The sequence below is a fragment of the Pantoea sp. nfd-35 genome, from assembly GCF_056892255.1.
The window spans coordinates 1127837-1149269 of the sequence record NZ_CP122403.1 but is presented as its reverse complement, the minus strand read 5'-3'; the positions used below and the strand labels follow the sequence as shown (position 1 = coordinate 1149269).

Here is a 21433-nt window from a genome sequence, read left to right as displayed (position 1 = left end):
GGCGCTGCGTTTTATTTCAGCGCCCGATCCGTTACAAACTTTCAGTAAAGGTACGGGCAATCACATCGCGCTGCTGTTCCGCGGTCAGTGAGTTAAAGCGCACGGCATAGCCTGAAACACGGATCGTCAGCTGGGGATACTTTTCGGGATGTTTCACGGCATCTTCCAGCGTTTCGCGGCGCAATACGTTGACGTTGAGATGCTGACCGCCCTCTACGCGAACCTGAGGTTTCACCTCAACCGGCACGTCGCGGTAAGCCACGTCGCCTAACTCCCCAATCTTCACAATCTGATCCTCCTGATAGCCTGCAACGGCACAGAGGCAGCGCGCTTCGGCTTTTTCTTCGTCCAGCAGCCAGAAAGAGTTAATTAACGCCGGATTACTCGATTGGGTAATCTGAATACCTGTGATCATTTCAATCCCTCCTGCAAGGTGCGACCTTCGTCTACACCGTGACTCAGTCAATTTGAGCTGTTGGTATACCACCCGATGTCTGCCATAGTTTTGACCTGCATCAATTACAGCCGGGCGTTTTATCGTCACCCTGGTAAGCTTTTGATTTTAAAAACCCGCCTTAGGAAAATTTTGTTTAATTCTTCAAAAATTTTTGGGCTTCATGTCTGAAGACTGAACCGCTAAGCTTAGGGTTCGAAATACAAGGGAGTTGATCATGGCTGAAAAGCTGACCTGGCACGACGTGCTGGCCGAAGAGAAAGAAAAACCCTACTTCATTGAAACCCTGAAGCATGTCGCGAATCAGCGGGCCGCAGGCGTAACGGTTTATCCGCCACAGAAAGATGTGTTTAACGCGTTTCGCTTAACCGAATTAGGTGACGTTAACGTCGTGATTCTGGGGCAGGACCCTTATCACGGCCCGAACCAGGCACACGGGCTGGCTTTCTCTGTGCTACCGGGCGTGCAGACGCCGCCGTCACTGCAGAACATGTACAAAGAGCTGCAGCAGGACATTCCGGGGTTTGAGCGGCCCAGCCATGGTTATCTGGCAAGCTGGGCGGAACAGGGCGTGATGTTACTGAACACCGTACTGACCGTTGAAGCCGGTAAAGCGCACTCTCACGCCCGACTGGGATGGGAAACCTTTACCGATACGGTGATTAAAGCTATCAACGAACAGCGTGAAGGCGTGATCTTTCTGCTGTGGGGCTCGCACGCCCAGAAGAAAGGCAGCATTATCGATCGCCAGCGCCATCACGTGCTGCAGGCGCCGCACCCTTCCCCGCTTTCCGCGCATCGTGGCTTCTTTGGCTGCCAGCATTTTTCCCAAACCAATGCGCTGCTACGCGATGCCGGTAAAACGCCGATTAACTGGACGCCGGTATTACCTGAGTAAACGCCATAAACACAAACGGCCGCGTCAGTGCGCGGCCGTTTGCAGGGTAAGACAGTAATCAGGCTTTCGCTTTCGCCACGGCAACCATGGCCGGACGCAGCAGGCGGCCGTTAAGCGTATAACCGCGTTGCATGACCATCATGACGTGGTTAGGCTCGAAATCCTCAGACTCCATCATCGACATCGCCTGGTGCACTTCAGGATTAAAGGGCACACCGGTTTCGCCGACCACTTCAACACCGAATTTACGCACCGCGCCCAGCAGGGATTTCAGCGTAAGCTCAATGCCTTCAACCATAGAGGCAGACTTCTCGTCTTCTTTGTTGGCCAGTTCCAGTGCACGTTCCAGGCTATCGATCACCGGAAGCAGCTCATTGGCAAACTTCTCCAGCGCAAACTTGTGCGCTTTTTCAATATCCATCTCGGTGCGGCGGCGAACGTTTTCAATTTCTGCCTGCGCACGCAGCTGCGCATCACGCACGCCCGTCTGCAACTGGGCTAACTCAGCTTCAAGCTGAGCGATGCGCTCATCACGCGGATCCACCTCTACTGCTGTCTCCGCGTCCTGAGATTGGTGTTGATCCTGTTGAATTTCGTCTGAGACTTGCTCGTTTGGGGTGTTCTGTTCTTTACTACTCATGAATTTCTCCGCGTTTTGCACATTCACGTCGCTGGTTGGCTTATTATGGGGATTGGTTTGACGGATTCAAGGGAACACGTCACATCATCGTGCCGATTTGGCTTATGAGGAACACCCACTCGATGAACAAACACTTTAACTGCATTGGTATTGTGGGCCATCCACGCCATCCTACCGCGCTCACCACACATGAGATGCTGTGTCGCTGGCTGACTGCCAAAGGCTATCCCGTTATCGTTGAACAGCAGATTGCACAGGAACTGTCGCTGGGGAATGTTCAGACCGGTACGCTGGCTGAGATTGGCCAACAGGCCGATCTGGCCGTCGTGGTGGGCGGCGACGGCAATATGTTAGGTGCCGCCAGAGTACTGGCGCGTTATGACATAAAAGTGATTGGCATTAACCGCGGTAATTTAGGGTTTTTAACCGATCTTGACCCCGATAACGCCCATCACCAGCTCGATGAAGTGCTGAACGGCAACTATTTTGTCGAAAGCCGCTTTCTGCTGGAAGCGCAGGTCTGCAAGACGGATTGCTCCCCGCGTATTGGCAGCGCCATCAATGAAGTGGTGCTGCATCCGGGCAAAGTCGCGCACATGATCGAGTTTGAAGTGTACATCGACGAAGTCTTTGCCTTCTCGCAGCGTTCCGATGGCCTGATTATTTCCACGCCTACCGGTTCCACCGCCTATTCGCTTTCAGCGGGCGGCCCGATTTTAACGCCCTCTCTGGACGCCATTACCATTGTGCCCATGTTCCCGCACACCTTGTCGGCGCGCCCGCTGGTGATCAACAGCAGCAGTACGATTCGGCTGCGTTTCTCGGCACGGCGTAATGACCTTGAGATCAGCTGTGACAGCCAGATTGCGCTGCCTATCCAGGAAGGAGAAGATGTGCTGATTCGCCGTAGCGAAAATCATCTCAACCTTATCCATCCTAAAAATTACAGTTATTTCAATACGCTGAGTTCAAAACTGGGCTGGTCAAAAAAATTGTTCTGAAAATGAGCGCGCCCTCTTTACTGGATAAAAAACCAGTTTATACTGTATGAAAAACCATATGTGTTTATTCATACAGGTGACGCTATGCTGGCACAACTGACCATCAGCAATTTCGCTATCGTTCGTGAGCTCGACATTGATTTCCAACGCGGTATGACCGCCATCACCGGTGAGACCGGTGCAGGTAAGTCTATTGCTATCGATGCGCTTGGGTTGTGCCTCGGCGGTCGCGCCGATGCGGACATGGTGCGTCAGGGGGCCAGCCGTGCTGACCTGTGTGCGCGCTTTCAAATTAAAGCGTCGCCGTCTGCCCAGCGCTGGCTTAGTGATAATCATCTCGACGATGGCAACGAGTGCCTGCTGCGCCGCGTCATCAGCGCCGATGGTCGCTCACGTGGCTTTATCAATGGTACGGCCGTTCCTCTCTCGCAGTTACGCGATCTGGGCCAGTTGCTGATCCAAATCCACGGCCAGCATGCCCATCAGCTGCTGCTCAAACCCGATCATCAAAAGCACCTGCTGGATGCCTACGCCGGTCATGACGACCAGCTCGTTCAGATGCGGGCATCCTATCAGACATGGCACCAGAGCTGCCGCACGCTGGCGCAGCATCAACAACAGGCGCAGGAGCGGGAATCCCGCCGTGAGCTGTTGCAGTATCAGCTTAAAGAGCTGAACGAGTTTGCGCCGGTAGCAGGGGAATTTGAGCAGATTGACGAAGAGTACAAACGCCTGGCGAACAGCGGTCAACTGCTGTCGACCAGCCAGCAGGCGCTGCAACTGTTAGCCGACAGTGACGACACCAATCTGAACAGCATGCTGTACAGCGCGCGTCAGATGCTGTCTGAACTCACTGCGATGGATGACAAGGTCAGCGGCGTTTATAACCTGCTGGAAGAAGCCGCCATTCAGCTGAGCGAAGCCAGTGACGAACTGCGTCACTACTGCGACAGTCTGGATCTGGATCCGAACCGCCTCTATGAGCTGGAACAGCGTATCTCCCGGCAAATCGCCCTGGCCCGCAAGCACCATGTGGCACCAGAGGGCCTGCCCGCCGTGCACCAGCAACTACTCGATGAAGCGGAACTGCTGTCACAGCAGGAAAGCGATCAGGAAAGCCTGCAGACGTTGGTAACCGAACACTACAAGGCTGCCCTGGCGTGCGCGGAGCAACTGCATGCGCAACGCACCCGTTATGCCAACGAGCTACAGCAGTTGATTACTCAGAGCATGCATCTGCTTTCGATGCCGCACGGTCGCTTTGCCATTGAGTTGATCTTCAACCCGGAGCAACTGACCGCCGACGGTGCCAGCCGCATTGATTTTCAGGTAACAACCAACCCCGGACAGCCGTTACAGCCGCTGGGTAAAGTCGCCTCGGGTGGTGAGCTGTCGCGTATCGCGCTGGCGATTCAGGTTATCACCGCGAAGAAAATGGAAACGCCGGCGATGATTTTCGACGAAGTTGACGTGGGGATTAGCGGTCCGACGGCTGCGGTAGTGGGTAAAATGTTACGTCAGCTGGGCGAATCTACCCAGGTGATGTGCGTAACCCACCTGCCGCAAGTTGCGGGCTGTGGACATCAGCATTTCTTTGTCAGCAAGGAAACCGATGGCGAAATGACAGAAACGCATATGCAGCCTCTGGATAAGCGCGCACGCCTGCAGGAACTGGCGAGGTTACTGGGCGGCAGCGAGGTCACCCGCAACACACTGGCTAACGCGAAAGAACTTTTAGCGGCCTGATATGCACTTTTTTACCACAGCGTGGTCATATGCATGCTCTGTAGAGGTTTCCAATAGCGAAAAGGTTTATTATCATCGACAGCTAATGTCGCCTGAATAATAAAGCCTGCCGCAGGCAGAGTTCAGAATTTGATGGCAGAAGAACAGCCTGTAAAAGGCGTTTCGCCCCGGAAAAGGAATGTATAGATGCGCTGTAAAACGCTGACTGCCGCGGCAGTGGTAATGTTAATGATGACCGCCGGATGTTCTACTTTAGAGCGCGTTGTTTATCGCCCCGATATCAATCAGGGCAACTATCTGGTTGCTAACGATGTTGCCAAGATTCACACCGGTATGACTCAGCAGCAGGTTGCCTATACGCTGGGTACGCCAATGATGAAAGATCCCTTTGGCAGCAATGTCTGGTACTACGTCTTCCGTGAGGAGCCAGGCCACGAGAAGGTGAAACAGCAAACGCTGACCCTGACCTTTGACCGTAGCGGCGTACTGACCAACATCGATAACAAGCCCGCGCTGTCTTCTTCACAGGATAATTAATCCAGGACGCCAGGGTCGTTACCGACAAGCGACTTAGCATCACCGAACGCAGTTTGAGCGAACGTAAAAGACAGAACGTAAAAAAGGCGCTAATCAGCGCCTTTTTCATGCTCAGAAATCGAACCGAGAGATTATTTTTTACTGCTTGCCGCGCGCTCTGCTCGTTGACGACGAAGCTCTTTCGGGTCGGCAATCAGCGGGCGATAAATTTCAACCCGGTCGCCTTCCTGCACGGTATCGCTCAGTTTTACCGGATGGCTGTAAATCCCCACCTTGTTGCTGGCGAGATCGATTTCAGGCCGCAGTTCCAGCAAGCCTGATTTGCGGATAGCCTGCTCAACCGTGCTGCCCTCTTCCAGTTTTACGTAATGCTGATACTGTTTTTCAGGCAGGGCGTACACCACCTCGACAGAGATATCAGGCACTGTAAACCTCTTTGGCGCGCTGGGTAAAGGCCTGCACCATGCTGTTGGCCAGCTCTTTGAAGATTCGACCAAATGCCATTTCGACCAGCATGTTGGTGAACTCAAACTCCAGGCTCAGCTCGACCTTACAGGCATCATCCCCGAGATCGACAAAGCGCCAACCGCCGGTGAGCTTACGGAACGGCCCATCGACCAGTTGCATATGAATGCTCTGGTTGTCGGTCAGCGTATTTCGGGTGGTAAATGTTTTGCTGATGCCCGCTTTCGACACATCGACTGAAGCCGTCATTTGATTCTCTGAGGCATCCAGTACGCGGCTTCCGGTGCAGCCCGGCAGGAATTGCGGGTAAGCATCCACATCATTTACAAGTTGGTACATTTGTCCGGCGCTAAAGGGGACAAGCGCCGAACGACTAATCTGAGCCATAATGGTTCCTGTTCGTCACAAAACCGCTAAATAATAGCATTTTCAGCGATTAAACAAAAATTCCTCATTGCCATGGTGTGCTAGAATACCCTGTTTCCTGCTGCCCCGCTGGACTGGGGATGCGATAACCGACCAAGTGATGTAAAATACGCGGCATTATGACAAAGAAAAAAGCACACAAACCCGGTTCTGCCACCATTGCCATGAATAAGCGCGCCCGCCACGAATACTTCATTGAAGAAGAGTTCGAAGCCGGCCTGTCGCTACAGGGATGGGAAGTTAAATCACTCCGTGCAGGTAAAGCCAACATCAGCGACAGCTACATTCTGCTGCGCGACGGTGAAGCTTATCTGTTCGGTTCCACTTTTCAGCCGCTGGCGGTGGCCTCATCGCACGTGGTCTGCGATCCTACCCGCAGCCGTAAACTGCTGTTAAAGCAGCGTGAGCTGGACTCACTTTACGGCCGTGTGAACCGCGAAGGCTATACCGTTGTGGCGCTGTCGCTCTACTGGAAGAACGCCTGGTGTAAGCTAAAGATTGGCGTTGCTCGCGGTAAGAAAGAGCACGACAAGCGCAATGACATCAAAGATCGCGAATGGCAAATGGATAAAGCGCGTATCATGAAGAACGCCAATCGTTAAACACTGGATTTCGATACGCTTTTTTGCTAGTATTTGAAGTTCTGGGGCTGATTCTGGATTCGACGGGATTGTGAAGCCTTAGGAGCATGCCGAGGGGCGGTTGGCCTCGTAAAAAGCCGCAAAAAAATAGTCGCAAACGACGAAAACTACGCACTAGCAGCTTAATAACCTGCTTAGAGCCCTCTCTCCCTAGCCTCCGCTCTTAGGACGGGGATCAAGAGAGGTCAAACCCAAAAGAGATCGCGTGGATGCCTTGCCTGGGGTTGAAGCGTTAAACTTAATCAGGCTAGTCTGTTAGTGGCGTGTCTGTCCGCAGCTGACCGGCGAATGTAAAGACTGTACTAAGCATGTAGTGCCGACGGTGTAGTAATTTCGGACGCGGGTTCAACTCCCGCCAGCTCCACCAAAATTCTTTCGCGGCGATACCAGAATTGTCCGCTGAAGTCCTGAAAGCCCGCACGGTGAAAGCCTTGCGGGCTTTTTTGTGTCTGTAATCGTCCGAGCAAATCCGGGAAAATCCAGTGATTATTGGTATACGTCAAGATGTATGCCAATAACGTATACCAATTCACGCAGGAAAGCCCCTCATGGCAAGGACTACGCGCCCACTCACAAACACAGAAGTTATTCGCTCCAAAGCCATTGATAAAGATTTGACGCTACATGATGGAGACGGACTTTTTATGGTTGTGAAAACTACCGGAAAGGTGCTTTGGCGTTTCCGCTATCAAAGGCCAGCGACAAAACAGCGTACCATGATGGGCCTCGGCGCCTTCCCTGCTCTCTCACTGGCAGATGCTAGACGCATGCGCGCTGCTTATCTATCCTTATTCGCTAACGGCATTGACCCACAAACGCAGGCCGAACAGGACACAGAACAGCAACAGATAGCGTTAAACAGCATTTTCTCAGCAGTGGCAGCTAACTGGTTTGCTTTGAAAAAAGCTAGCGTTACGACGGATTACGCTAAGGATATCTGATCCTACCCACGTAATGTCCTCATGTGGCTTATGAAGACATTACTAACATCGGGATGTGTTAATCAACGGGGAGCAGGTCAATTTGATACGTGAAATTTGGTGATGGCTCTAGATTGACACTATAGATCTGCTGCATGCCTGATTAAGTCTTAACACTCATCAAGTCTCTTCTGCTTTGTGCCTGAACCCGAGATCAGAATCTACAGTGTCACCCCCTCCCTCTTCCTCCCCTTGACAGCCTCCCCCTCCATGCTCTAAAAAGGAAACGATCATTTCCTAATTGGAGATTAGCTATGAAATCCCCTTCCCATACCGGCAGTGCGCAATCCTCTGCGGGCCGACCGCGTGCTTTTAACGAAGCGCAATTTCTGGATGGGGCCATCAGGCTATTTCGCGATCGTGGTTTTAGTGACGTCAGCATCAGCGACATCACCGCAGCGACAAACCTCAGTACCGGTAGCGTTTACAAGGCTTATAAAGACAAACAGGGCGTTTTTGCTAGGGCGCTTGAGCGGTATGTGTTTCTCCGGGAGGAACAGATAAAAACCCGGCTGGAAAAGGCCACGACCAGCAAAGACAAGCTTGCCGAACTGCTGCGGGATTACGTTGAGCTCAGTCAGGGGAAAGAAGGCAAGCTGGGCTGCATGGTGGTGGCAGGTGTCACTAACGTCGACCAGCTCGGCGCTGCAGCCACCAGCCTCGAAAAACAGCTGGCAAAGCGACGCAGCAACATTGCGGAATTGATCAAAAGCGGAAAACAGGATGGTTCCATTGCCGCGACAACCAACGAAACCGCCGCTGCCGAGGTGATTCTGGCGTTGCTTCAGGGAATGCGCGTCATCGGTAAAGCCTCAACCCTCACCGACGATGCTGAGCGTTTTGTGGCTCAGGCGTTGAAGGTTCTGGCGTAACGCATGATTGTTGAAGCCGCACTCGCCGGGGCAATATTGCCGTTGCAGCGGTCTTCATGACTCATTTGATCCATGCACCTGGTTCACCATTTTAAGCGGCGGATGATTACACCGCGCCATGGCGGCTGTAAGCCGGTAGTGTACTTTTACTTTAGGAAAACCCTATGTCTGCTCTCATGCTCCCTGCTGCACCCGATGGTTTTAGTCACCATTTTTCCCGGATACAAGGTCTGCGCTTTCACTATGTCACGGGCGGTCGTGAGGATGGCTTTCCGCTGGTGTTGCTGGCCGGCTTTCCCGAAAGCTGGTTTGCATGGCGACATGTCATGCTGCCTCTGGCTGATCAATACCGAATTATCGCCGTTGATTTGCCGGGCCAGGGGGACACCGATAAGCCGCTTTCCGGCTACGACACTCAAACGGTTGCCACGCGGCTGCATGCCTTTATCGATTCACTCGGTTTGGGATCGTACTTTCTTGCCGCACACGACGTCGGTGCCTGGGTAGCCTTTACCTATGCGATGTTATATGGCGAGGAAATACGGGCGCTAACGTTGATGGATGCCGGTATTCCGGGCATATCGTTACCGGATAAACTGCCGTCGGCTTCTGACAAATCCTGGAAAACATGGCACTTTGCCTTTCATGCCGTAGCGGATCTTCCTGAAGCCTTGCTGGCAGGCCGTGAGCGCATTTATCTGGAATGGTTTTTTCGCGAGAAAGCCGCTAACCACAGCTGTTATGGCGAGACTGAACTGAGCGAATATGAGCGCTTGCTTAAAACGCCGGGGGGCTTACGCGCGGGGCTGGCGTTTTACAGAGCGCTGTCTCAGTCGGCCGCGCAAAATGCGGAGCTGGTCAGGCAGGGGCGACTGGTCATGCCGGTACTGGGGCTGTCCGCCGATCAAGGCTCGATTGCAGATATGGCGGCGACGCTGAAAGCCTATGGCGATGATATACACGGCCAGCACATCGCCAATTGCGGGCACTTTCAGCCGGAGGAACAGCCCGAAGCCACTGCCAACGCCCTGGCCGCGTTTTTTGGCCAGTACAGGCATTAGACCAGTCTCTGTCCATGGATAACAAAACCATCGGCACAGCTTTGCTGGCCGTTCGGTGTGGACAATAAAGGTGAATGCGCTATCCGAACGCCGCGTCCCTTTCCTCTGAGAGCCGCGGAGTGTCAAAGGCGCGTTGACGTCAAAAACGTGTCTGAGGATTGAGCATCCCCGGAACACGTTTAGCGGATGCGCCCGCAATCCACTGCAATATTCCCACCGCCTCTGAATACGATATTCATCATTATTCTGAATAAAAGATTCGCCTGATTTTCCAGTTTCCCTCAGATTACGCGTTACCTGCACCGCAACTCCGGCCTGATCATCGTTAAAATATAAATAAAACGCTTATTGAAAGTTAATAACCAAGCCCGAAATTGTTAATTGCCTGTATATGTCTTCTGAGACAAAGAAGAGAATATCTAATATTTAAGCGTTATTTATAGACAACTCATTATTCAAACCAGCGTTAATGAAAATTTAAATTTAGCCAAATACAATCCCAAAACCTTGCAATCTTAATCAGTTAGTTCAGGCGCATTTGTGGCACCCTGGTATTCTTACGACGCTTGCTGGCAATTTAATTCGTTAAAAAAACCACTCAGTTTCATGACGGATTTATTTTTCCGGCAATTGATAATGATTATTGAGTTGATTCCCATTTGCATATGGAATTATGATTTCTTTCGCTCAGGGATATATCAACTGGATGACAATCGTTAAAGGATTAATCGTTATGATGCCGTTGAAAAAAATCACTCGCCATATTACCACGAGTTTATTGGTTCCCGCTGTTGGCATGATCTCCCCCGCTCTGGCTGAGTCTGACAGGAATGAAGACAGTGAAGATGTCATGGTGGTAACGGCATCGGCGATTGAACAGCGACTGAAAGATGCCCCTGCATCAATCTCTGTTATCACGGCAGAACAGCTGGAAAGAGACATTGGTAAATCCGCCACGGACCTGGCCGATATTCTTGAACGTGTCGCAGGCGTGACCAAAGCCATTGGCACAGACGTCAGTTCCGGTATTCAACTGCGCGGTATGCCCGCGGCTTATACGCTGTTATTGGTTGACGGCAAACGCATCGGCTCAAGTAACGGTATTAAAAGCACCCAGCAAAACTATTTCGACGATATTAACTGGATCCCCGTTGATGCGATTGAACGCATTGAAGTGGTCAGAGGGCCCATGTCCGCGCTCTATGGTTCGGATGCAATGGGCGGAGTCGTGAATATTATCACAAAGAAAAATAGCGATACCTGGCACGGCGCATTAACGGCAGGCACCCGACGGCCGCAGGATGGCAACCGGGGCAATACCCAGACCTGGACAGGCAGCATTGGTGGTCCGCTGGGCCAGGGATTTGATTTGCGTGTTAACGGTTCGTGGAACAAGCGCGAAGCGGATAAAAGCGAAACCGACACGTTGCGTTGGGGAAGCGGCCAGGAAGGCCGCAAAAATGAAAATTACGGCGCAGAACTCGGCTGGGATATCACCCCTCATCAGCGCATCGCCGTTTCCACTCAGCAGGGAACCGAGCGAGGTATTCCCGGTGAATCCATGGATGGCAGTGAAATTGCGCTGCGCGGTGTGGATAAACTTGAACGTGAAAATTATGCGCTCGATTATCGCGGTATTTTTGATTTCGGCACGGCAAAGCTGAACGTTTATCAAAATAAATTTAAAAACTGGGTAACCGATATTCCGGTGATTTCTGGCGGTACGGTGACGGGCAGTCAGGATGTGGCGCTGTGGAATCAAGAACGCATTGTTGAAGGCGATATTAACCTGCCATTTGAATTCGGTTTACCACATAACCTGACTGTCGGCGCACAGTGGAAAAAAGAAGAGCTGAACAACCCTCGCTCTGTTGGCGTGGTGGCGGACGCCTCCAGCAGCTATGGCAAACATCACGCTCAGGCCAAAAGTACCGGCCTGTTTGTCGAAGATCAAATCGACCTGCTGGATACTGTTTCACTGACGCTGGGCCTGCGCAAAGATAATACCGATTACGGTAACAGGACAACGCCACGCGCCTATCTGGTTTGGCAGGCCACGGATACGCTGACGTTAAAAGGGGGATATTCAGAAGGTTTTAAAGCACCCAGCGTGCGCCAGGCCAGTAAAGGCTTTATTGAATCCTCAAAAGGCGCTGGATGTAACGGCTATGCCGATTACCACGGCGGCGGCTGTTACACGATGGGCAGCGATAAACTCAAGCCTGAAACGTCACAAAACTGGGAAGTGGGCGCGATCTTCGATTATGAAGGATGGAGCGCGGGGCTGACGTTCTTCGACAGCCGCTTCAAAGACAAAATCGCCTCTGCGCCTGTTGGCTATTTACCCGGTGATACCTCAGGCCGCTACTGGCTTGAACGCGTCAATCTTGATACGGCGCGAACTCAGGGCCTGGAAGGCAATGTGACCCTTCCCCTGATTTCAGAAGAAATGGGCCCCTGGATGAAGCGCCTGTCGCTGAGTAATACGTTCACGCGAATGCTCAAAGCCGAAGATTCTCTGGGCGTGATGCTCGTGACAACGCCAACGCTCGCCACGTGGTCCTCCCTTGACTGGCAGGTCAATGACGACATCAGCCTTTCATTTACCGCAAAATACTACGGAAAGATGCTGGGGCTGAACAGCAGCGCAGACCAGGCGGCGAGAGGCAATACCGCGACGGCACGCATCCGCAATGCCTACATGATTTATGGCCTGTCTGGCCAGTACCGGGCAACGAAAAACCTTAAGTTTAATGCCGGGCTGGACAATCTTTTTGATAAAAACCCTGTCTCTGACCATCCATCCTCAAGCGGGGTTTCAGGCAACAACTACGCGGTTCCCGGCCGCACGATGTATGCCTCAATAACGGCGTCATTCTGATCGCCCCACTGATGCTTTCACGCCGCCCCGTCAATGGTGCCGTCACAGGATGATTTATCTGAGCGAGCGTGGGATGGACAGAGAGCAGCCTGAACAGTAACTGGCCCGGCATCACGTTTTATGCATTGCGACCGCTGCGTGATACAGGCGCGTAAAGCAGGTAATCAGAACTGCGTATAAACCAAAACCCATGACCTTATACGGACCCTAACCACGCGCAAGGAGAACACATGCGTTTCCCGTTTCTGTCGATTTTATTGCCCCTGGCCTGGGTACTGACGGTTTTGCCTCCGGCATCTGCTGGTGAAGCACCAACGGTCAGGGTAGCGCATCTGCAGGGAACCACGACGCTGCCGCAGCACCCTCAACGCGTGGTGATCCTCAATCCGTCCACGCTGGATATTGCCGATGCATTAGGCATTACACCGGCGGGCGTCCCGCAAGCCGGCTTCACCTATCCGGCGCATCTGGCTAAATATAATGGTCAGGGCTATTTCAATGCCGGAACGCTGTTTGAGCCCGCCTATGAAGCCTTAAGCGCCGCCGCACCGGAGGCGATCTTTGCCGGTGGCAGAGCCCTGGCGGCCTACAACAAACTCAGCGGTATCGCCCCCACCGTTTCTCTGGATATTGACCCGCATGATTTCATGCAAAGCCTGACGCAGCGCACGACGCAACTGGGGGAGATCTTTGGCAAACAGGCGCAGGCAACAGCCGTTTTAACCGCATTTAACGCGCAGATTGCAGACCTTCGCCCCCTCGCCGCCCGGTCGGGAAGCGCCATGATGTTAATGGTTAACGGCGGCAAACTCAGCGCCTATACGCCGCACTCCCGCTTTGGTTTTGTTTTTGATGTGCTGCAGTTCAAGCCTGCACTCTCTCTGCCCAACGCCAGCAAACATGGCAATGCCATTTCACCCGAGTTGATCATGCAGGCGAATCCCGACTGGCTGTTCGTTCTGGACCGTGACAGCGCCATCGGCAGTAAAGAAGGCCTGTCGGCCCGTCAGGTTCTGGATAATCCGCTGGTGCGCCGCACCACCGCATGGAAAAAGCAGCAGATTATCTGGCTGGATTCCGCCTCGCTGTATATTGCCGGCGGGATCCAGAGCTACAGCCTCATGATGAGCCAGATCAAACAGCAACTGCTCGCTGCCAGAGAGCAGCCTGAATGAAATACGGGGCTTATCTCATCGGCCTGGGGCTGCTGTCTACGCTGGTTATGCTGAGCTTAGTCACGGGCGTAACCCGCATGTCATTAATCGACCTGTGGCACGATGCCGAGATGCGGGAAATTCTGTTTGTCAGCCGCTTTCCACGTACTGTCGCGCTGGTGCTTGCCGGTAGCGCGATGAGCGTGGCAGGCCAGATCATGCAGATGCTGACGCAGAACCGTTTTGTTGAGCCCTCTGTGGTGGGTACAACCCAGTCCGCAAGCCTGGGGCTTCTGCTGGTGATGGTCTGGTATCCGGCGGCGCCCGTTATCGTCAAAATGTGCATCGCCTCCCTGTTTGCGCTGGCCGGTACGGTGCTGTTTATGCTGCTCATTCAGCGCATCCGGCAGAAAAGCGCGTTTATTGTGCCGCTGGCTGGCATCATGCTGGGCGCCGTTTTCAGCTCGGTAACGACATTTTTGGGGATGCAGTTTGATATCCTGCAGTCGCTGGGCAGTTGGGAATCCGGTGACTTTTCCAGTGTAATGCAGGGCCGCTATGAGCTGATCTGGATTGTCGGACTGATTACCCTGCTGGCAGCCTTGATTGCCGATCGCTTCACGGTGGCCGGTCTGGGCCAGGACTTCTCGGTTAACGTCGGGCTGAACTATCGCCAGATCCAGTTAACGGGGATGGCGATGATCGCCATTGCCAGCGGTGTGGTGATCGTTGTCGTCGGTGTCCTGCCTTTCCTGGGGTTGGTTGTGCCGAATATTGTCAGCATGATTTTCGGCGATAACCTGCGCCGCACCGTGCCCTGGGTCGCGATGACAGGTGCCATACTGGTTTTGAGCTGCGATATCCTGGGGCGGCTGATTATTTATCCCTTTGAAGTCCCGGTCAGTGCCTTACTCGGCGTACTGGGCGCGGCGGTTTTTCTGGTGCTGATTATCAGAGGAAGGCGCTATGGCAACTGATCTGTCACCGCTGTCCCGCTCCCTGAAAAACGTCTCCTCGCCCGTCTGGCGAATCAGCCTGTTAGCCCTGCTTGCGGTCATTGTTTCCCTTGTCTTTATGACCTTGCATCTGCAGGGAAATATCAGCTACGTGTTGAAACATCGGGGGCAGATTTTATTCACCATCGTGCTGGTCGCCTTTGCATCCGGCATCAGTACGCTGCTTTTTCAAACCATCACGCAAAATCGCATTTTGTCGCCCTCGGTCATGGGCCTTGAGTCGCTTTTTGTGTTTATCCAAACCCTGCTGGTGTTTTTTGTTCAGCTTTCGCAACTGAGCCAGCTGGGAAGTATGGTGCCGTTTCTTGGCGAAACGGCACTGTTGATGATCTTTGCCACGCTGCTCTATCGCTGGCTATTTAACCGCAGTGGGCTGGATCTTCACCGGGTACTGTTAACGGGCCTGGTGTTTGGCACCCTCTTTCGCAGCCTTTCGGGTCTGATGCAACGTTTACTCTCCCCTGGCGAATTCGCCGTGCTACAAAGCCGGATGTTTGCCACTTTTACCCATGCTGACCCGGCGGTGCTGGCCCTTTCGGCCGTGCTGATTGCTGCAATCACGATTATCGTCTGGCGCATACGGCACCGCCTGGACGTTATTGCGTTAGGGCGCAATAGCGCGACGGCACTTGGTGTCCCTTTTCAGCGTTATGTCACCGGTCTGTTGCTGTTGGTTTCGCTCCTGGTGGCAATTTCAACTGCGCTGGTCGGGCCGATGACATTTCTGGGGCTATTGGTGGTCAACCTTGCCTGGCCCGTGGTGGGATCGTGGCGTCATCGCTACCTGCTACCGGGAACGGTGCTGATTGGCATCATCATGCTGACGGGCGGACAGTTAATCCTGGAGCAGGTGTTTAACATGGCGGGCACGCTGTCCGTCATTATTGAATTTTTAGGCGGTGGACTGTTTATTTACCTGATTCTGAAAAAGGTGGCGACGTGATTGAAGTTGAGAATGTGAATAAGGCATACGGCCCGTTATCTGTCCTTAAAAACATCAACGAAACCCTGCCCTCATCGGGTATTACCTCAATCATCGGGCCCAATGGGGCAGGCAAATCAACCTTGCTGTCGGTGATTAGCCGCCTGTTGAAGCCCGACAGCGGTGAGGTCAGAATCGATTCGCTCATCGTCAATGAAGCGCACAGCGAGAAGCTGGCGCGAATTATGTCGGTACTGCGGCAGGAAAATCAGGTCACCAGCCGGCTCTCGGTGTACGATCTGGTGAGTTTCGGTCGCTATCCCTATTCCAAAGGGCGCATCACGGAAAACGATAAGCATCATATCCATCGGGCACTGTATTTTCTGGACTTGCTCCCGCTTGCTGAACGTTATCTTGATGAACTCTCGGGAGGCCAGCGACAGCGCGCTTTTGTGGCGATGGTGCTGTGTCAAAATACAAAATACGTGCTGCTGGATGAGCCGCTGAATAATCTGGATATGAAACACAGCGTGACCATGATGAAGCAGCTACGGCGCGCTGCTGACGAGCTGGGAAAATCCATCATCCTGGTTATCCATGATATTAACTTCGCCTCGACGTATTCAGACCATATTATCGCCATGAAGAACGGTGCGGTTTTTTTCTGCGGCTCGCCGGCTGATATGATGAAACCCGATCTTATTGAGCGCCTTTTTGAAATACCTGTCGCGGTTGAAACCGTGGCGGGACAGCACATTGCGGTCTACTACCGTTAACCTTGCGCACCGGGCGAAACGCCGGTGGTTATGCCATCGGCGCTTTCAGTCAACCTGCGGGCCAACGCGTGCATGTAGAGCCTGTGGCTGCATTCATGCACGCGTTCAGCAACAGTTTTTTTAAGCGTTGTGTGCATAAACAACATCACAGAACGCTTTTCTCGCGCCGAGTTGAGCGGAAAGTCTGGCTGCGGACTCTCGCATCAGTTCACCCAATCCCGCCTCTTTGCGATCCAGCGTTAACCGTGACGATGGGCCGGTTAACGCCAGGGCTGCGGCTAACTTATCTCCTTCGCCAAACACCGGGATGGCAAAGGCGGCAGTATGGGGATCGCGCGCGCCCGAGGTATAGAGCGGTAAATCCGGTGCGTCATCAAACAAGGTTTCGCCCATCCCCCAGTGACGCAGCACCTGACCAATTGCGGAGTTGTCCAGCGGATACAGCGAGCCCGGCAGTCGCGTATGCCGTAAGCCATCTGAGGATTCGGCACGAAAGACACAAAGACGCTGGCCGCTATCAATCACATACCAGCTGGCACTTTCCTTTGTGGCTGAGGCCAGCGTTTGCAGTTCGGGCTGAACCACGCTGGCCAGATGAAACGACTGTTCATAGAGCTTGCCCAGATAAAGCAGCCTTGGCCCCAGGGTGTAAATGCCGTTATCCCTTCTGACCACGTAACTCATACGTTCCAGCGAATTCATCAGTCGATAAACGGTGGTTTTGTGGTAGCCCGAAAGCTGCGACAGCGTCGTCAGGGACAGGCTTTCTTCGCCTGGCTTAAAACAATCCAGCAAGGCCAGCGCCTTCTCTACCGCATTAACGCCTTCGTTTCCCATTTCGCTTCTCCTGATTTTTGCTGGCACCGAGTGTACCCGAAACTGTGAGTCACATCTTGTTTACATCACAAACAAGCTCGCAACACTGGCGCCGTGGTCAGTGTCACCGATATAGTTATTTCATTATGTACAACACAGTTTTACTCTGTAAAACAAACAACCTGTGAGGTGACCCATGTCCGCGAACGAAAAACCGATGATCAACCGAGACGTTACGCGAGTCAGCAGTGATTATGTCAGACGTGCCGCTGAATTTCAGGCCGCGATTATTGCGGATGTCGCGGGCAGACGCGGCACGCTGCATGGCCGTATCAAACCGCTGGGCACACATATGAAAGTGGCCGGGCCGGCGGTGACAGTGGAAGTGCGCCCGGGTGATAACCTGGCGATCCATGCTGCGCTGGCGGTGGCCAAACCCGGCGATGTCATCGTCGTGGATGGCAAGGGCGATATCAGCTGCGCGCTGTTAGGCGAAATCATGGCAACCCAGGCCGAAGCATCCGGCATTGCCGGGATTATCATCGATGGTGCGGTCAGGGATGCGGACGCACTGAGCACGCATACCTATCCCGTTTTCTCGGCCGGGCTCAATCCCTGTGGCCCGACGAAGTTCATTCCTGGTCGCGTGAATTACCCGGTTTCTGTTGCCGGCGCCACGATTAACGCGGGCGATCTGGTGGTGGGTGATATCGATGGCGTGGTGGTGGTGCCACGCGATGAAGTAGAAGTGGTATTGGAGCTCGCGGCGAAAAAACTGGATATGGAAACCCGCCGTATTGCGGCGATCAAAGCCGGTGACAAAAGGCCGGGCTGGTTGAACGGTGCCCTGCGTGCAGCGGGCATGTTAGCGGAAGGGGAGGAACTGTGATGCGTAAAAAGGACACAGTCATCATTACCGGCGCAGACATCGCTCCCGCCGCGCTCGCGATGCTGGAGGATTATGAGGTGGTCTTTGCGGGCACTAAGCCGTCAGAAGACGATCTTGTTGCGCTTTGTGAGCAGCACAATCCGGTCGGGATTGTGGTGCGCTATGGAAAAATTAACGCCCGCATCATGGATGCAGCGCCTGCCCTGCGCGTGATCTCCAAGCATGGCAGCGGCATTGACGTTATCGATCAAACGGCGGCGGCCGAACGAAACATCAGCGTCCAGTCTGCGCCCGGTGCCAATGCGGCAGCGGTGGCAGAACATACCTGGGCCATGATTCTGGCCTGCACCAAATCCCTGATCCCGCTGGATCGCCGGATGCGTGACGGCCACTGGGATAAATCCACCCACAAGTCGCTTGAACTTGAAGGCCGGACGCTTGGACTGGTTGGCCTGGGCGCGATTGGCGGCCGGGTGGCGGACATTGGTCGGGTGTTTGGCATGCAGGTGATAGCTTACGATCCCTGGGCGAAAACGCTGCCCGCAGGCTGTGAGCAGGTGGACGATTTAGCCACGCTGTATGCGCGCGCAGATATTGTGTCACTGCACTGTCCTCTTACTGCGCAAAACAGCAAGATGATCAATGACCAGGCCCTGGCACAGTTCAAACCCGGCGCCGTGCTGGTGAATACCGCGCGCGGTGGACTGATTGATGATGATGCCCTGATTCGTGCCCTTAACAGCGGCAGACTCAGCGGCGCGGCGCTGGACAGCTTTACCGTTGAGCCGCTAACTGCGCCGCACATCTGGCAGAAGGTGGAAAACGTCATCATTACGCCGCATATCGGCGGCGTGAGTGATAATTCTTACGTGAAAATGGGCACGGCCTCCGTGACCAATCTGCTTAAGGTATTAGTGCAAAAGGAAGCCACCGTATGATGTGCCTGACCACACCGGAGGTCAGGCAGACATCGGTTTTTACCCGGTTGCCCGACCGCTTCCGCGCACCTGACCGTCACAATGCCTGGGCCACCGCGAATCGCGGCGGCCAGCTTACCGACTCTTTTCTTGAAGGGCCGGTCTGGCATCCTTCGGGCTGTCTTTACCTGACCGACATTCCCTATGGCCGGATATTCCGCGTTGATATGGCAGGCAACTGGGACATCGTCGTGCAATACGATGGCGAACCCAACGGCATGAAACTTGTCGGTCCGGAGACGCTTCTGATTACGGATTATCGTCACGGGTTAATGAAGCTCTGTCTCAAAACGCAAAAAATCACGCCGTGGCTCTCGCGCCGTAACAGCGAGAGTTTTCGCGGCGTGAACGATTTAACGCCCGACAGCCGGGGCAACCTCTATTTCACCGATCAGGGGCAAACCGGGCTGCACGATCCCACTGGCCGGGTTTATCGGCTCAGCCAGGACGGAAAGCTGGATATTCTGCTGGATAACTGCCCAAGCCCAAACGGGCTGGTGCTGTCGCCAGACGAAAAAGTGCTGTATGTCGCGATGACGCGTGGCAATGCGATCTGGCGCGTGCCGCTTCAGCGCGATGGTTCAGTCAGCAAGGTCGGTCAGTATTTTACCTCGCACGGCCCCAGCGGTCCCGATGGATTAGCCATGAACGCGCACGGCGAGCTGCTGATTGCCAACCCTGGCCTGGGCCGCGTCTGGCTGCTGAACGATCTGGCTGAGCCCGCAGAAATTCTCACCAGCCCCGCCGGACGCTCCACCACCAATCTCTGTTTTGGTGGCGAAAATTTACAGCAGCTGTTTATTACCGAATCGGTCAGCGGCAGCATTCTTACCTGTTCAATGAAAACACCAGGCCATCCACTGCCCTTCCTGTCCACCGATTTTCTCTGAGAACAACACTGCGTTTTCTGAACGCAGCGGAGGCAACCATGAATCTGCATTCTGTAAGCACTGGCTCACCTGTTGAGCCAGCAGCCGTGTCTGCATCCCATGAAGACATGAATCAAACGGATTTTGAACAAAGCGAACGGGCGGCGGCTAAAGCGTTCCGCCGTATCCTGCCTTTTATTTTCATCTGCTACGTGGTCAGTTATCTGGATCGCACCAATGTCAGCTTCGCCGCACTGGGCATGAACGCCGATCTGGGCATCACGGCTGAGCAGTTTGGATTTGGTGCCGGGATGTTTTTTATCGGCTATTTTCTGTTTGAGGTGCCCAGTAACCTGATTATGCAAAAAGTGGGGGCTCGTATCTGGATCGCCCGCATCATGATCTCATGGGGCATCATCTCCATGGCGACCGCCTTCGTTACCGGGCCGGTCAGCTTTGCCTTTGCCCGTTTTTGCCTGGGCGTGGCTGAAGCAGGCTTTACACCGGGTATTTATCTGTTCTTCACCTACTGGTTTCCCGGAAGCTGGCGCGCAAAAATCACGGCGGCATTTTTAGTCGGCATCCCCGTGGCGAATATCATCGGCGCACCCTTATCCGGCATGTTGATGCAAATCACCGGGCATGAACACATTCGTAACTGGCAATGGTTGCTGCTGCTGGAAGGGTTTCCGGCCGTTATCCTCGGCGTCCTGTGCCTGTTCTTCCTCAACGATCGCCCGGCAAAGGCCAACTGGCTGAGCGAGGCGGAAAAAACGTTGCTGAGCCGACGACTGGCAAACGAGCAGCAGCAAATTGAAAGGGCGCACGGTGCCAGCCTGCGTGACGCGCTGCGCAATCCCCTGCTTTACCTGCTGGCTTTTATTAATTTTTGCGGCATTGTCGGTTCTATTGGCGTGGGCCTGTGGATGCCGCAGATCATCAAGCAGATTGGCGTGAGCCATACCGCCACGGGTTTTCTGACCGCGCTACCTTATGTTTGTGGTGCCTTCAGCATGCTGTTCTGGGCGCAGCGGGCCAATGCCTCCGGCAACCGCATTCGCTGGATCAGCGCTGCGTTGGTTATCGCCGCCATCGCGCTGGCCTGCAGCGCCGTCGTGAATGAGCCGGTGGTGAAGATGCTTGCGCTCTGTTTTACCGTCAGCGGCATTCTGGCTTTTCAGGCGTCATTCTGGGCACTGCCTTCGGGTTTTCTCACAGGAAGCGCGGCCGCAGGCGGATTAGCCATGATTGTTTCTGTCGGCAATCTGGGGGGATTTGTCGGGCCTTCGCTTATTGGCTATGTGCGTCAGACAAGCGGGGGTTTTATGTGGGCGCTGCTGGCAGTTTCCGCCGTGTTGCTGATTGGCGCGTTTACCGTAGCGTTAATCAAAGATCCTTACCGCAAAGCATAG

Annotated in this window: 21 protein-coding genes, 1 other RNA gene and 1 pseudogene; 18 read left to right on the top strand and 5 right to left on the bottom strand. The window is 53.8% G+C overall.

What is annotated here, in order from left to right; all coding sequences use genetic code 11:
• Positions 1–31 precede the first annotated feature (31 nt).
• Entirely contained in the window at positions 32–415 is a 384-nt protein-coding gene (gene grcA / locus P9J57_RS05500; protein ID WP_014605253.1) for an autonomous glycyl radical cofactor GrcA, read from the bottom strand.
• A gap of 256 nt (positions 416–671) precedes the next feature.
• Between grcA and ung the strand changes: the two genes are divergently transcribed.
• Complete coding sequence (ung, locus tag P9J57_RS05495) at positions 672–1352, top strand: uracil-DNA glycosylase (protein ID WP_014594344.1); 681 nt, start codon at positions 672–674, stop codon at positions 1350–1352.
• A gap of 58 nt (positions 1353–1410) precedes the next feature.
• On the opposite strand, the gene grpE is transcribed toward ung, so the two are convergent.
• Entirely contained in the window at positions 1411–1992 is a 582-nt protein-coding gene (grpE, locus tag P9J57_RS05490) for a nucleotide exchange factor GrpE (protein ID WP_072404112.1), read from the bottom strand.
• 122 nt (positions 1993–2114) lie between these two features.
• On the opposite strand from grpE, the gene nadK reads away from it, so the two are divergent.
• From nadK to bamE, 3 genes are all read left to right on the top strand, one after another.
• Positions 2115–2993, top strand: a complete 879-nt coding sequence (nadK, locus tag P9J57_RS05485) for an NAD(+) kinase (protein ID WP_014605252.1) — start codon at positions 2115–2117, stop codon at positions 2991–2993.
• 84 nt (positions 2994–3077) lie between these two features.
• Positions 3078–4739 carry a DNA repair protein RecN gene (recN, locus tag P9J57_RS05480; RefSeq protein ID WP_105077667.1) on the top strand — a complete coding sequence of 554 codons (1662 nt, stop codon included), beginning with the start codon at positions 3078–3080 and terminating at the stop codon, positions 4737–4739.
• Positions 4740–4925: 186 nt separating this feature from the next.
• Positions 4926–5276: an outer membrane protein assembly factor BamE gene (gene bamE, locus P9J57_RS05475; protein ID WP_014605250.1), complete on the top strand. Its 351-nt coding sequence runs from the start codon at positions 4926–4928 to the stop codon at positions 5274–5276.
• A gap of 131 nt (positions 5277–5407) precedes the next feature.
• Here bamE and P9J57_RS05470 read toward each other — a convergent pair whose 3' ends face one another.
• Together P9J57_RS05470 and P9J57_RS05465 are read right to left on the bottom strand one after the other, a co-directional pair.
• A complete protein-coding gene (locus tag P9J57_RS05470; protein ID WP_013026782.1) occupies positions 5408–5701 on the bottom strand; it encodes an RnfH family protein in 294 nt (97 codons plus the stop codon).
• Positions 5694–6128: a type II toxin-antitoxin system RatA family toxin gene (locus P9J57_RS05465; RefSeq protein ID WP_013026783.1), complete on the bottom strand. Its 435-nt coding sequence runs from the start codon at positions 6126–6128 to the stop codon at positions 5694–5696. Before P9J57_RS05465 ends, P9J57_RS05470 begins: the two co-directional genes overlap by 8 nt.
• 158 nt (positions 6129–6286) lie before the next feature.
• On the opposite strand from P9J57_RS05465, the gene smpB reads away from it, so the two are divergent.
• The 10 genes and pseudogenes from smpB to P9J57_RS05415 all read left to right on the top strand — a co-directional run bounded on the left by smpB (position 6287) and on the right by P9J57_RS05415 (position 16470).
• Positions 6287–6769, top strand: coding sequence for an SsrA-binding protein SmpB (gene smpB, locus P9J57_RS05460; protein WP_013026784.1), 483 nt, complete (start codon positions 6287–6289; stop codon positions 6767–6769).
• Between the two features lie 43 nt (positions 6770–6812).
• Positions 6813–7175, top strand: a transfer-messenger RNA (tmRNA) gene (gene ssrA, locus P9J57_RS05455).
• Between the two features lie 181 nt (positions 7176–7356).
• Positions 7357–7746, top strand: a pseudogene (locus P9J57_RS05450) (integrase arm-type DNA-binding domain-containing protein); the annotation flags it as partial.
• 296 nt (positions 7747–8042) lie between these two features.
• On the top strand, positions 8043–8660 hold the full coding sequence (locus tag P9J57_RS05445) for a TetR/AcrR family transcriptional regulator (protein ID WP_013026815.1): 618 nt from the start codon (positions 8043–8045) through the stop codon (positions 8658–8660).
• 164 nt (positions 8661–8824) lie between these two features.
• Positions 8825–9721 carry an alpha/beta fold hydrolase gene (locus tag P9J57_RS05440; protein ID WP_014605236.1) on the top strand — a complete coding sequence of 299 codons (897 nt, stop codon included), beginning with the start codon at positions 8825–8827 and terminating at the stop codon, positions 9719–9721.
• 733 nt (positions 9722–10454) lie between these two features.
• Complete coding sequence (locus P9J57_RS05435; RefSeq protein WP_227008698.1) at positions 10455–12602, top strand: TonB-dependent receptor domain-containing protein; 2148 nt, start codon at positions 10455–10457, stop codon at positions 12600–12602.
• A gap of 230 nt (positions 12603–12832) precedes the next feature.
• Positions 12833–13777: a siderophore ABC transporter substrate-binding protein gene (locus P9J57_RS05430; protein WP_013026818.1), complete on the top strand. Its 945-nt coding sequence runs from the start codon at positions 12833–12835 to the stop codon at positions 13775–13777.
• Complete coding sequence (locus tag P9J57_RS05425; protein ID WP_064374195.1) at positions 13774–14733, top strand: ABC transporter permease; 960 nt, start codon at positions 13774–13776, stop codon at positions 14731–14733. Before P9J57_RS05430 ends, P9J57_RS05425 begins: the two co-directional genes overlap by 4 nt.
• A complete protein-coding gene (locus tag P9J57_RS05420; RefSeq protein ID WP_064374196.1) occupies positions 14723–15715 on the top strand; it encodes an iron chelate uptake ABC transporter family permease subunit in 993 nt (330 codons plus the stop codon). Before P9J57_RS05425 ends, P9J57_RS05420 begins: the two co-directional genes overlap by 11 nt.
• The gene (locus P9J57_RS05415; RefSeq protein WP_483279418.1) at positions 15712–16470 is read left to right on the top strand and encodes an iron ABC transporter ATP-binding protein; all 759 of its coding nucleotides are present in this window, start codon (positions 15712–15714) and stop codon (positions 16468–16470) included. Before P9J57_RS05420 ends, P9J57_RS05415 begins: the two co-directional genes overlap by 4 nt.
• A 120-nt stretch (positions 16471–16590) precedes the next feature.
• Here P9J57_RS05415 and P9J57_RS05410 read toward each other — a convergent pair whose 3' ends face one another.
• Positions 16591–17307, bottom strand: coding sequence for an IclR family transcriptional regulator (locus P9J57_RS05410; RefSeq protein ID WP_015699685.1), 717 nt, complete (start codon positions 17305–17307; stop codon positions 16591–16593).
• 175 nt (positions 17308–17482) lie between these two features.
• On the opposite strand from P9J57_RS05410, the gene P9J57_RS05405 reads away from it, so the two are divergent.
• From P9J57_RS05405 to P9J57_RS05390, 4 genes are read left to right on the top strand one after another with little or no spacing between them, the layout of a single operon-like run.
• Positions 17483–18175: an RraA family protein gene (locus P9J57_RS05405; RefSeq protein ID WP_014605231.1), complete on the top strand. Its 693-nt coding sequence runs from the start codon at positions 17483–17485 to the stop codon at positions 18173–18175.
• Positions 18175–19113 carry a hydroxyacid dehydrogenase gene (locus tag P9J57_RS05400; protein WP_483279417.1) on the top strand — a complete coding sequence of 313 codons (939 nt, stop codon included), beginning with the start codon at positions 18175–18177 and terminating at the stop codon, positions 19111–19113. Before P9J57_RS05405 ends, P9J57_RS05400 begins: the two co-directional genes overlap by 1 nt.
• The gene (locus P9J57_RS05395) at positions 19110–20042 is read left to right on the top strand and encodes an SMP-30/gluconolactonase/LRE family protein (protein WP_483279416.1); all 933 of its coding nucleotides are present in this window, start codon (positions 19110–19112) and stop codon (positions 20040–20042) included. Before P9J57_RS05400 ends, P9J57_RS05395 begins: the two co-directional genes overlap by 4 nt.
• A gap of 38 nt (positions 20043–20080) precedes the next feature.
• Positions 20081–21433, top strand: coding sequence for an MFS transporter (locus tag P9J57_RS05390; protein WP_483279415.1), 1353 nt, complete (start codon positions 20081–20083; stop codon positions 21431–21433).